Here is a 12,638-nt window from a genome sequence, read left to right as displayed (position 1 = left end):
GGGGATCGAAAGATGCACAGTGTTTTTGCCTTACTCAAGAGTACTGCCTCCTTTCTCGGATTGGATGAAACCCGATGCGTCTCTTGCTTTGCGCCTTTCAGTCCAACAAAAAGTACCTCTTTTAAAGCACTGTATGAGGAACAGAACAATCCTCCAACCCCTCCTAACTATACCAAAAGGCTCCATCATCAATGGAGCCTTTCACCACAGCTGTGTCCCGACTGCCTGCGCCAGCTTGCCCCCAGAACACAAGGCTACTGCCCCTCATGCGGAATGCTGTATGCAAAAGCTGTCGGATCTCCTTCACGTTGTTCTACATGTTTGATCACTCCTCCCCCTTGGACGTATCTAACGTTCTACGGAGCATATGAAGGAATACTTCGAGAGTTATTACTCAAACATAAATTTCATAATAGGTTAGATGCCGGTCTTACTCTTGCGCGGCTACTGGCGGCAATCTACATCCCGCATGAAACTAAACCGGATGCAGTTGTCCCTATCCCCTTGCACGACTCACGCCTTATGCAACGTGGGCACAATCAGAGTATGCTTTCAGCAAAACTGTTAGCGCAAAAAATAGAACGCCCTTTGATGCCTGACCTTCTCAGAAGAACACGCGCGACGACACCGCAGGCGACGTTGAGTAAAAAAGAACGCCAAAAAAACCTTTCCGGCGCATTCACTGCTGCAATTCCATCACCCCTGCGAAACAAGCACATTCTTTTGGTAGACGACATTACAACTACCGGCTCCACCTTACGACAAGCAACAAACACGCTGCTCCAAGGCGGTGCAGGGTCTGTTGAAATTGCTTTTATGGCACGCACTCCAGAGCCGGAACACATCTCCAACTAGCTCTTCTCATCAAATATTTTTCTCCAATTTCCTTAGTCTGTCGGACATGTGACACACTTTTAGCCTTTTTATTTTAATAGTGACACGAATATATAAATCGTGTAACCACGACACAGGTGTTCAACATAATCCAATTTTCTAAGTAATAGGAGCAGTTATGCGCATCACTATTCTTTCACTTGTTGCCTTTATGTTTCTTGCCACGCCAGCGTTTGCCCATTTCGGCATGGTTATCCCTGATTCCAACGTTGCCACTCAGGATACCCGCAGCACCAACCTTACCCTTTCCTTTTCTCATCCCTTTGAAGGCGCAGGGATGACACTGGAAAAACCAAAACAATTTTTCGTTGTGACATCTGGCAAAAAAACTGACCTGCTTTCCTCACTCACTGAAACTTCTGTCATGAATGAGAAGTCATGGAAAACAGCATTCCGCTTTAAACGTCCGGGTGTATACCAATTTGTTATGGAGCCAAAAGCGTACTGGGAACCGGAAGAAGACTGTTTCATCATCCACTACACCAAAACATATGTTGCTGCATTCGGCTCTGAAGAAGATTGGGATGCTCCGGCTGGAGTTGCCACAGAAATTATTCCTCTCACCCGACCATACGGATTATATGCAGGAATGAGTTTTACCGGACAGGTGCTGAAAGACGGAAAACCTGTTGCCAACGCCGAAGTAGAATATGAACTCTACAATAAAGACGGATACAAGGCACCATCAGAACATCATATTACTCTCGTCACAAAAACAGACAGCAACGGTGTATTTACTGTAACCTGCCCGAAAGCGGGCTGGTGGGGTTTTGCAGCACTCACTACAGCAGACTACACTCTCACCTCACCTGAAGGAAAAGAAAAGCCTGTTGAATTAGGCGCTGTTACATGGATCAAATTCGAAAACTTTGAAAAGTAAGCATACACTCCTGTGTCTCAGCTCTTGACTCGCGGCTGATTATAGTTACATGGTACGGTATACCTATTTACATGGAGAATTGTATGAAAATGATTCGCCCTATTGCCCTACTTCTAATGCCGGTCTTAGCCGCCGTATTTATCCTCGGCATGGCTGACTTTGCAGACGCCAAGCGTTTTGGCGGGGGTAGGTCATTCGGCAGTAAGCCGATGTTCAGCAAGAGCTACTCTAAGCCCGTACCAAAAGCTCCGCTGACACAGAACAAGGCTGTAACCAATAACACCCAGCAGCCCCGCAAAGGTCTCTTTGGCGGCATGGGCGGCATGTTCGGCGGCCTTCTCGCCGGTACATTGCTCGGCTCCCTCCTTTTCGGCGGTGGTTTTGGCGGTATTGGTTTTCTTGACATCATCCTACTAGTATTAGCGTTCTTCTTTCTCCGAAAAATGTTCCGTTCTCGAAGAATGGAATCACAACAGACCGCTTATCAAGGCGGTGGGCATGCAAACTACAATCAGCAGCAGTACACTCCGCCTGATGACAACTACTCTACCATGCAACGCGAATCGCATGATGCATGGTCAAATCTGCGTAGCACTCCCGCTGGCGGCGGCCATGCCCAGAATGTTCAGCCGGAAGTAACTACTCCTGCAGGATTTGATTCCGATGAGTTCCTTGAAGGGGCAAAAATTGTATTCAATCGCCTTCAAGAGAGCTGGGACAAAAGAGATCTTGATGACATCAAGCAGTTTACAACTCCTGAAGTGTTTGAATCCATCAAACAACAGGCTAAAGATGACCCTGTGCCTTCACGCACAGAAATCCTTATGTCTAATGCTCGGTTACTCGAAGTAAAAGAAGAAGCAGATGGCATACTTGCAACTGTATACTTTGATGTGTTGATGCGCGAAGATCAGTCCGCACAGCATCCAGAGCAAGTTCGCGAAGTATGGCACTTCCTTAAAAATCAGAAAGACGATTCCATGTGGATGCTTGACGGTATCCAGCAATTGGAAGGCTAACAACATCGCTAAGTACACAAAAAAGGGGAAGCATCTGCTTCCCCTTTTCTTTTTTAATCTATCGCTATGCGCTCAGTTCAGGCTTTTTAAAAATTATTCCCTGCTGTGCTGCAAATTCTCGTAACTCCGCTGCTGAATGTACACAAAGTTTGTGCATCATATTTGAACGGTGCTTTTCTACCGTTTTAATACTCACAACAAGCATGTCAGCAATCTCTCTACTTTTATACCCTTCAGCTACCAACTGAAAAATCTCTTCTTCCCTTGGTGTCAATTCTGCCAAAGGAGAAACAGCTTCTGCCGCAGCTCCACCATTCAAATACCCTCGGATAACGTTATTGGCCACTCCCGGAGAAATATACGTTTTGCCGTCAAGCACACTGGTTACGGCAAGAAGAAACTCTTCACTTGTAGCATCTTTAAGAATGTAGCCATCAGCTCCGGCAGAAAGTGCAGAATGGACATAATCATTAGCGTCGTACTGTGTGATAACAAGAATTTTAATATCAGGGAGAGAGCGTTTAATGATTTTTGTAGCCTTCAAGCCGTCAAGCTTAGGCATTGACAAGTCCATCAACACCAAGTCAACCGTCAAGGTTTCACACAGTTCTACTGCCTGATACCCGTCACTTGCTTCTCCTACTACTTTGAAATTTTCAAAAGTTTGTAATAATGATTTCAGCCCCTCACGCAATAAAACATGATCTTCAGCTAAAACAACACGATACAACTCTTCCATCAAAACGCCTGCCTTTAGGTTTTCCCCCAATATACATAGACAAAAAGCCAATCCTTTTGCCTATATCATACGCTAAGTATGTTCATTTGCTACCCTTATATAAGTAGTAATCAGACTATACCCTACCATAAAAATACGGATAATCTCAATACAAAAATACAGCATCAGCCTAATTCACGCATCTCGAACTATATGGTCTATTTTGTATCAGAGTAGGAGAGTATCCGCGGGACCTCACAACGACTGCGGATATATGGTAATTCGTCTAACTTTGATAGTAAGGATGGCTTTATGAGAGAAACTGTAACTCGCGTGACACAAAACATGGTTCTAGGCGCACGGCAGTCCAAATGGGTAGCAGAGCAAATCGGTAAACCTTATCCGACAATGATGCGTGAATTAAATCCGTATGACCAGAGTGCAAAACTTGGTGCGGATACTCTACTCGACATCATGCGTGCCACCAAAGACATTACTGCCCTTGAATTTATGGCAAAAGAGCTTGGTTACGAACTCAGTCCTGTACAGCTTGAATTAGATCACCCCTTCACCGACGAGTAATCAACACATTTATGATGTTTTGCTGCCAGACGATTTGATATAATCGTCTGGCAGTTTCTGTTTATATACTGATATTCCTCAGACTTTCGGGGGAGCAATGGAACGACAAAGAACAATCCTTATAGCGGATGATCGTCCTGAAATCCGTACGCTGGTTCGTCTGACTCTAGCCAGTGACGGATTCGCTGTTGCTGAATGTAAAAGTGCTCCGGAAGCCGTAAAACTTGCTAAGCAGCTGTTACCGCACCTTATCCTCATGGACATAGATATGCCCGGAGAATACAACGGTGTTACCGCCATCGGCATGCTTGCAGCAGATGCATCCACATCATCTATTCCAGTCATTATGCTCACAGCATCAAAAGATTCTGCGCCAAACTGCCTTGCCTCCGGTGCTGTCGCCTATATGACCAAGCCTTTCAGCCCCATCGACCTATTGAAACACGTTCAGCAATTTGCACGCAACAGTTAATACTATAACAGCGCGCACTTCTTCTTTCTTTAAATGAAGTGGCGTAAAATACCCGCTATACACGCTATTCTCATAGTACTTCTTCAAGAATACCGCCTATTATTACAGAAAGATTTACCGTCCGGTAATTATGGCTTTCTACAATCTATTCTTTGAAGGATACATGTCATGCCTAAGGACACCACATGCGAATTTGAATTGAAAGAAGCTCATGCACAGCTTCTCAAATATGCTGAAGACTTACATACAACTATTAACCTGCTTAGAGACTCGCATTTAGAGCTCGAAATGGCATACGTTGATACTGTAAACAGACTGGCTCAGGCTGTTGAATACAAAGACGAAGCCACAGGCCACCATGTTTTGCGCATCTGCTTCTTCAGTGCCATCCTTGCTCATGCACTGGGGCTGCCCAATGACAAAATTCTGCGCATCTACAATTCAGCAGCAATGCACGATGTTGGTAAAATAAGTATCCCCGATGCAATACTGCTGAAGCCCGGCCCCCTGACGTCAGAAGAATTTGAAATAATGAAAACCCATACAACCGTGGGTGCAAAATTATTAGCAAACTCTAAATCTCACTTACTGGAAACCGGCCACATTATCGCACTCAATCATCATGAACGATGGGATGGTACTGGCTATCCTAATGGTCTTATAGGAACTAATACACCGATTGAAGGGCGTATAGTTGGACTTGTTGATGTCTACGACGCTTTGCGATCTGAACGTCCATACAAGCGCGCATATTCACTTGAAAAGACAATTTCTATTATCAAAAACAGTTCGGGAAAACATTTTGATCCACAGTTGGTAAAAGCATTTCTTCAAAATATTACACGCTTCAACCACGTTGATGAGAAATTGCGTAACCCTGAACGACAGGATGTTGAAATGCTTTTTAAAGAGGTACTTCCCGATTGCCCGTTAACCCATAGTTCTTCAATTACCAAGATACTTTAAGAGACGGAAGACAAGTCATGCCTTCAGAGAAGAAAGAGTATATATTGATTGCCATGGCTGATTTAGACATAGCAACCAAACTAAAAAAAGGGATTGAATCAGCTTGTGCAATTCCTTGTCTTGTCGCAGTGCGACCTTCTGAAGGCTTCAACACCGTAACCCAGTATAGTGATAAACTTCAGCTTGCAATCCTCGACACGACTCTAACGGAAATTTCAGAAAGCCTACTGTTTGTTACGGCAGAACACAGCATCCCCACTCTACTCATTAGTGACGACTATACGGAGGCATGCTCCTCCTGCACTATGTCACCCACGATTATTGACACTGTTCTTACAAGTGATGAGCTTGTTGCCAATGTTCTAGAAGTTGTTGAACGTCTCCATAAAAACAAAGATACTGAAGTGCTCATTGTAGACAGTTCCGCCTCAATCAGACACTACCTCTCCTATGTCATTTCCAACTACATGCTGAATCCAAAAACAGCGCGATCCGGCAAAGAAGCTCTGGCTCTTACTGATATCCAGAGTTTTCCACTTATACTTATTGATGCTTACCTCAATGACATGTCCGGCATTGAACTCACACGCCTTATTCGTCAGAAACACCCGCCTGAGCGAACCTCTATTATAGGCATTTCTGGAAACTCAGACATGCATATTTCTGCAATGTTCTTAAAAAGCGGTGCCAGTGACTTTCTGAATAAACCGTTCAAACGAGAAGAACTCTATTGCAGGATGGTGCAGAATCTAAAAGTGACTGAACTTTTGCACTATCTGGAACAACTTAATGACATAAAAAACAAAATGCTTGGTATGGCCGCACACGATCTGGTAACCCCGATTACTGGAATACAAGGCTTAGCCTCAATTTTAAAAGAGGGATATGCTGGCGAGTTAACGGAACAACAAAAAGAAATTGCAGATGCTATATTTTCTGCCAGCGACGATATGCTCACTCTGGTGACAGATATTCTGGATGTTTCAACAATTGAAAGCGGCCTTCTTTCTATTGAAAGAAAACCCGTCCAACTTAACGAGATTATCGCCAGACGAGTCGCACTTGCAGAACTTTCTGCAAATAGAAAATCCATAACTCTCATAACAACACTTGACCCATTGGAAGAAATTCATGGCGATCCAAAACGCATCGGCCAACTTGTGGATAACCTGCTTTCCAATGCTATTAAGTTTTCGTACCCAAACACTACAATTTCTATAAAAACTGAAAAAATAAAAAATTACATTAAGTTATCTGTAAAAGATGAAGGTCCGGGAATAGCAGATAATGAGCTGGAACAACTCTTTACTCCTTTTTCCAAAGGTGCTGCAATCCCCACAGGTGATGAACCTAGTCACGGGCTCGGGCTGCACATAGTAAAGCGTATTGCTAGTGCCCATAATTGTAGTGTAGATGTAGCGAGCTCACTGGGCAACGGTACGGAATTTAGCATCAGCTTTCCGCTGAGATCAGACGAAGAATAACACTCCCCCCCCCAATTTTATGATAGCAAATCTTGCAACTGCCACTGTTCCTGAAAACATGCACAACGTGCGCCTTGACGGTGCGCTTTCTTTATTTCTTCCAGGCGCCGGAATGCGAATCCGTAGAAGAATTTTCGATACTCATACTGTACTGGTCAACGGCGTACCACGATCGAAAGGTCATACTGTATCAACCGGTGATCAGATTTTACTTGTTGAAAAAACTCCTCGCCCTGAGACTCAGGAACACGAAACTGCTGCCCTTAACAAAGAGCAACTTCGTCTTAAAAAGTTGCATATTGTTCATGAAGATTCTCATTTTGCCGCGATATACAAACCGGGGGGACTTCACACTGCAACCATCTCAGGTAAATCTACACCGAGCCTTGAGGCTGAGCTTCCTGCTCTATTTGCAGACAGACTCACTTCCGAAGATCACCAACCGATCCTTGTCAACAGACTGGACTACCTAACCTCTGGCATGGTTATGGCTGCTAAGTCTGACACCGCCGCAACTCTCTTTAGAGAAATAGAAAATGCTGGTGCGGTAGAAAAAATATATCTATTGCTCGTTCACGGCTCTGTCCCTGCCCCTCTTGTTGTCACGAATAAACTTGATATGGCAAAACGCAAAAAGACCAAGGTACTTGAAGAGCCGGATACTGATCCGCTACGCCACACAACCTTTCTCCCATTACTCGAAACCACTGTACCTGATGATCCTTCCAGTACAGCAACCCTGCTTATGGCAGCCATCAGTAAAGGCGCCCGTCACCAAATACGTGCTCATATAGCTTCGCAGGGATTCCCTATCGTCGGCGACCCGCTTTATGGGGATGACGAAGCATCGCTCACATCTGATAACACAATGTACTTGCACCACTATCAAATAGAACTGGGCTCCTTTTCCGCCATGTGTCCTCCTGAATGGGAAACATGGAATCAATGGAAAGGGTCAATTCCTTCCAAATAATTAAGTGCGTTACAAGAAAATATACTTTTTTTGCATTTTTTAATTGAAAAAGAATTTCAATTTCAATATAAGAGACTCAACCCGAACATAGTTGGCTGAAACAAATATGAAATTATACACCATCATTACTCCTTCGCAGTCCACCGGACCGTCTCCCCAACGACGGTCCGGTCTGTTTACACTGCGCACTCCGAAAGCATTCTCTGTCTACTGTAGATAGCTGTTGTATTGTATACAGCAGCATAACCAAACAGGAGACAAGATTATGGCATCAGTATTCATTACGTACGGTTCCACCACAGGCAATACCGAGTACGTTGCAGAAAGCGTTCAGCGCACCCTTGAGCAAAGCGGTCATGAAGTAACTCTCGCCGATGTTGCCGACATCAACGCTGCTGACCTTACCAAAACGTATGATCTTTGCTGCCTTGGCTGCTCCACTTGGGGCGACGATGAAATTGAATTACAGGATGATTTCATTCCGGTATTTGAAGACATCGAAAATACAGATCTTTCCGGTAAAAATGTTGTTTGCTTCGGTTGCGGTGACAGCAGCTATGAGTACTACTGCGGCGCAGTAGATGCCATTGAAGAAGCTTGCAAAAAAGCCGGTGCATCAGTGCTTGCAGATTCATTAAAAATTGACGGCGACCCAAGAGCCGAACAGGCTGACATTGATGCATGGGCACAGGACCTCGCTGCTAAACTGAATGCATAGCAAAAAGGGGTGGCCTATGAATAAATCGTTAAGCATTAGCTCTTGTCATCATGCTCAAGCTATCCGCAAATTTTTTAAAAAATCGCGGATCTTAAAAACAGAACGTCCTGCCCCTTATACGGACAAGAACCCACAGCATGATGATAACGTACGGCACCCATAAAAAAGGGGAACAGGTAGTGCAGCACCTGTTCCCCCTCTTACACCCACAAGGGGGCGTAGTATGAGCAAACGTAATATTTTTGAAACAATAGCTTTTATGTCAGCAGTTATTGCACTGCAAATTGCAGCAGCGAACTTAATGATGTAGCGGACACAAAATAAATTTCTTCGTCGGATTTTACCCCCTGTTGAAATCTTCAAGTGCCATTAACTCGGTCTCTTCACTGATAAGCATTTGAGTTTCAACACTTGAAATCCGGCACTGTAGGCACCCCAAGCTCCCGCGGGGGTGCCTTTCATATTTCTATTCTTTTCATTCAATAACGCCACACAATCAAATTCAACCAATCCCATTCATAAAAAAAAGAGGCAGCGGAATATTCCGCTGCCTCTTTTATTCTTTTAGTACTGTAGTTAGCTCCAGATATGAGCTGCTCCATATACAACGACAAAAGCGCCAATACCGAACTTAATACTCATACCAAGAAACTTTCCGTAAAAAGCACCTTTTGCTGCGGTCATGGCCTCATCTTTCTGGCGACCATGCGCTAATTCAAAGATGAGACAACCGGCGTACGCACCACCTAGGGCACCGAAAAGGGCACCAAGCCCGAGGAAAAAAGGTGCACCAAGGATAGCGCCACAAATGGCACCGATGATCCCGCCAAGGTTACCTTTTGCTGAACCGCCATACTTTTTAGCTCCCATGAGCTGAGAGATAAACTCAAGCGCTTCGCCTAGTAACACCAGCCCGCCTGTCACCACAAAAAACATGGTGTCCATATCCACGGACTGTGCAGGATACATATATTTCCACAGAACCAGCATACCCATAATTAAAAAGTTTGCCGGCATACTCAAAAAATGAAGGCCAAGAAACATGACCATCAAGGCTGTAAAAACAACTGCAAGAACTGTTTCCACTAGTCTTCCTTATTCTCGTTTATCTACCACCCGCTGTGCTTTACCTTCTGATTTAGGCAAGCTGTTATGCTGAACAATCTCAACACGCGGCGTGATAAGAATTTCGCTACAAAGCCGTGAGGCAATTTTACGCTGCAGTCCCTGAAGGACACGCATGTCCTCTACAAAGTGTTCATCTTTAATTTCCACTTTTACACGCAACTGGTCTATAAAATTCTCACGCTCAAGCTCAATTACATAGTTTTCACCAACTTCATCAAATTCCATCAGCACACGCTCAATCTGCATAGGGTAAATATTAACACCCTTAATAATTAACATATCATCTGCGCGGCCTAAAATTCGATCAATACGTCTATGCTGTCTTCCGCATGGACATTCGTCAGTGATAAATCGAGTAAGGTCTTTTGTCCTGTAGCGAATGATCGGCATACCTGTACGACAAAGTGTCGTCATTACCAGTTCGCCAACCTCTCCGTCTGCAACAGGTTCCAGCGTTTTGGGATTAACTATTTCAGGGAGGAACGCATCTTCCCATATATGCATACCGTGCTGCTCAGTACATTCAAAAGCAACACCGGGACCGTTCATTTCTGAAAGTCCATATGAATTGTATGCTTTTGCACCCAGTAGCTCTTCGATACGTTGACGAGCTTCTTCTGTATGCGGTTCTGCACCGGTAATAATAATGCCGAGCGGAAGGTCTTCTGGAGACATCCCCATATCCCGCAACGCAGCACCTAAGTACAATGCGTAGGAAGGAATAATGTGTGCAGCATACGTATTGAAATCTTTCATCAACATAAACTGACGCTTTGTATTTCCCGGGCCTGAAGGCATTGTCAAACATCCGAGGCGCTCTGCCCCGTAATGAAGACCAAGTCCACCGGTAAACAAGCCGTATCCTGTCATATTCTGAAACACATGTTCAGGACGTACGCCCACCATATGCAGACAGCGGGCAACAAGATCTGACCAGTTATCAAGATCGCTCTGAGTATAATGAATAACGGTCGGAGAACCAGTCGTTCCGCTGGAAGCATGCATGCGTACAATGTCTTTACGCGGAACAGTATTCATTTTATCCGGATACTGGGCACGAAGATCATCTTTTGTTGTCACAGGCAGTTTACGAATATCTTCTACGCTCTGGATGGAATCTGGATTGATTCCCATTTCATCGAATTTTTCCTTATATAAAGGAGCCTTCGCTGCCTGAGCTATAGTAGTACGTAAACGAGCAACCTGTGCCTGTTCGATTTCTTCCCGTGACCATCCTTCTGCCGGATCAAAGTATCTCATTCTACAACCCCTTATTCTCTAAGTGAGGGGCGATTATACGTAGCTAGCGCATGATGTCAATTTCGGCATTATCGAATGTGTTTTTTTATTCAATATTCTGCAATGCTTTAAGCATTCCGAAACAACCGGCAAGCATCATGTCGCCGCCAGGGGCAAGCATAACCCCTTGTCCTTCCAAAATGCTGCGCTTAGGTCCCAGCAGGTATGTCGGGAAAAATCCTTCTCCCTCGTCCGGAAGTTCAAGATACATACAGCCGTGTCCACCTGCATCACGAACCATTTCATCTGTAAGCCATCCGCGACGGAATTCTTTAAGATCGTGTTGAAGCTCTTCTTCTGTAAGCATGCCTGTATGGTGTTCATACACACCGTAAATTTTTTCCTGATACACTAAGAACGCGGAGATATGGCTATTGCCGACATTTACTACTGTTACACCGGTACGCCAGCTTCGTTGTGCAACTTCAGGAACAAAAAGTGCGCCTAAAACGGCTGCGGAAGCACTGTCCGCCACACAACCGCCGCCAGTTGCCTTTTGAATAGTAGCCAACCTTGTTAAAGACTCAGCAGGCTTTTTATATAACAAAGAATAAGGATTTCCCTCATGACGAGTTAAAAGCTCATTCCACATTTTAAATCTTCCGATCCGGTTGCTTTCCTCTTCATGAACACCATGATCCTGCGCAGCAACAATAATTTCGTCAGGAGCAGCTAAGCCTGCCATTCCTAAATAGGCACTCCACCATCCGGCATTAACGTCGCACAACTCTATGGGAACATAGCCGGATGGACAATCTTCACAAATAGTAACGCCAAGAGCTGCCACTCGCTTCGGATCATCATTCAAGGCATATGCAGCCTCTGGATGAATAGCGACATGCAATCCGGCATCAAGATGTTTTTTCATTGCTCCAAAGAAACCGCCGCCCATATTTGAACCAAACATATAAATATCGCGTTTAGCAGCGGTCAGTTCCATAATTCGCTTTGCTACCATTTTAGCAGGAGAAGGCAGCACAAATTTACTGCAGTTTTCCAGCTCTACATCATCACGGTAGTACAAAACATCCTGTGTTCCGCTTCCGATATCAAGAAAGAGTGTCGATCTCATATTGATGCTCCAAGGGAGTTAAGTGACATAAAAAAAATCTATCAGCAGGCTGTAAAATAACGACCTTACCAGCAAGATTCTTCACGTATCTAATTTCATGCCCAGCAAAAAGCCAGATTTTTTGTCAGCACAAAAATTATCTGATTCTAATGAAAAACTATAAAGAGTTCGTTTAATCAACTAGATAGGCAAACAAACAGAGATTCAAGCTATTAAGTCGTTATAAAAAAATTTAAAAAAGCAAAAAAAAGGCTTGCCAAGCACCGCCGTTCCGCATAAACACTTTTCCGCGCTGAGGAACAACAGCTTAGCGCAGCCTCAGAGTGACGCACTAGCGAAGCTCATATAAGTGCCCAGGTGGTGGAATTGGTAGACACGCTATCTTGAGGGGGTAGTGGGCCACGCCCGTGGGAGTTCGAGTCTCCCCCTGGGC

Annotated in this window: 13 protein-coding genes and 1 tRNA gene; 10 read left to right on the top strand and 4 right to left on the bottom strand. The window is 44.5% G+C overall.

What is annotated here, in order from left to right; all coding sequences use genetic code 11:
- Positions 1-12: 12 nt before the first annotated feature.
- The 3 genes from QZY95_RS06555 to QZY95_RS06545 all read left to right on the top strand — a co-directional run bounded on the left by QZY95_RS06555 (position 13) and on the right by QZY95_RS06545 (position 2,793).
- Positions 13-855 (top strand): ComF family protein, encoded by an 843-nt coding sequence (locus QZY95_RS06555; protein WP_290920899.1) that lies wholly within the window; start codon positions 13-15, stop codon positions 853-855.
- A gap of 157 nt (positions 856-1,012) precedes the next feature.
- Positions 1,013-1,774: a DUF4198 domain-containing protein gene (locus QZY95_RS06550; RefSeq protein ID WP_290920897.1), complete on the top strand. Its 762-nt coding sequence runs from the start codon at positions 1,013-1,015 to the stop codon at positions 1,772-1,774.
- 83 nt (positions 1,775-1,857) lie between these two features.
- On the top strand, positions 1,858-2,793 hold the full coding sequence (locus QZY95_RS06545; RefSeq protein WP_290920894.1) for a Tim44-like domain-containing protein: 936 nt from the start codon (positions 1,858-1,860) through the stop codon (positions 2,791-2,793).
- A 64-nt stretch (positions 2,794-2,857) separates the two neighbouring features.
- On the opposite strand, the gene QZY95_RS06540 is transcribed toward QZY95_RS06545, so the two are convergent.
- Entirely contained in the window at positions 2,858-3,532 is a 675-nt protein-coding gene (locus tag QZY95_RS06540; RefSeq protein WP_290920891.1) for a response regulator transcription factor, read from the bottom strand.
- Positions 3,533-3,823: 291 nt separating this feature from the next.
- Between QZY95_RS06540 and QZY95_RS06535 the strand changes: the two genes are divergently transcribed.
- The 6 genes from QZY95_RS06535 (at position 3,824) to QZY95_RS06510 (ending at position 8,706) form a co-directional block, all read left to right on the top strand.
- Entirely contained in the window at positions 3,824-4,093 is a 270-nt protein-coding gene (locus tag QZY95_RS06535) for a phage regulatory CII family protein (protein WP_160715012.1), read from the top strand.
- Positions 4,094-4,190: 97 nt separating this feature from the next.
- Complete coding sequence (locus QZY95_RS06530; RefSeq protein WP_290920881.1) at positions 4,191-4,565, top strand: response regulator; 375 nt, start codon at positions 4,191-4,193, stop codon at positions 4,563-4,565.
- Between the two features lie 168 nt (positions 4,566-4,733).
- Entirely contained in the window at positions 4,734-5,531 is a 798-nt protein-coding gene (locus QZY95_RS06525) for an HD domain-containing phosphohydrolase (RefSeq protein ID WP_290920878.1), read from the top strand.
- Positions 5,532-5,548: 17 nt separating this feature from the next.
- Entirely contained in the window at positions 5,549-7,015 is a 1,467-nt protein-coding gene (locus QZY95_RS06520; RefSeq protein WP_290920876.1) for a hybrid sensor histidine kinase/response regulator, read from the top strand.
- Positions 7,016-7,034: 19 nt separating this feature from the next.
- Positions 7,035-7,988 carry a pseudouridine synthase gene (locus QZY95_RS06515; protein WP_290920873.1) on the top strand — a complete coding sequence of 318 codons (954 nt, stop codon included), beginning with the start codon at positions 7,035-7,037 and terminating at the stop codon, positions 7,986-7,988.
- 265 nt (positions 7,989-8,253) lie between these two features.
- On the top strand, positions 8,254-8,706 hold the full coding sequence (locus QZY95_RS06510) for a flavodoxin (protein WP_290920871.1): 453 nt from the start codon (positions 8,254-8,256) through the stop codon (positions 8,704-8,706).
- A gap of 576 nt (positions 8,707-9,282) precedes the next feature.
- Here the strand turns inward: QZY95_RS06510 and QZY95_RS06505 are convergent.
- The 3 genes from QZY95_RS06505 to QZY95_RS06495 all read right to left on the bottom strand — a co-directional run bounded on the left by QZY95_RS06505 (position 9,283) and on the right by QZY95_RS06495 (position 12,205).
- On the bottom strand, positions 9,283-9,792 hold the full coding sequence (locus QZY95_RS06505) for a DUF456 domain-containing protein (protein ID WP_290920868.1): 510 nt from the start codon (positions 9,790-9,792) through the stop codon (positions 9,283-9,285).
- A gap of 9 nt (positions 9,793-9,801) precedes the next feature.
- Positions 9,802-11,094, bottom strand: coding sequence for a phenylacetate--CoA ligase (locus tag QZY95_RS06500; RefSeq protein ID WP_290920866.1), 1,293 nt, complete (start codon positions 11,092-11,094; stop codon positions 9,802-9,804).
- Between the two features lie 85 nt (positions 11,095-11,179).
- Entirely contained in the window at positions 11,180-12,205 is a 1,026-nt protein-coding gene (locus QZY95_RS06495; RefSeq protein ID WP_290920863.1) for a DUF1786 domain-containing protein, read from the bottom strand.
- 351 nt (positions 12,206-12,556) lie between these two features.
- On the opposite strand from QZY95_RS06495, the gene QZY95_RS06490 reads away from it, so the two are divergent.
- Positions 12,557-12,638, top strand: a tRNA-Leu gene (locus tag QZY95_RS06490).

The organism is Halodesulfovibrio sp. (genome assembly GCF_015482765.1).
In the GTDB taxonomy this organism is placed as follows: domain Bacteria; phylum Desulfobacterota; class Desulfovibrionia; order Desulfovibrionales; family Desulfovibrionaceae; genus Halodesulfovibrio.
Note: the sequence above shows the minus strand (reverse complement) of the source record. Positions and strands in the feature narration are given on the sequence as shown.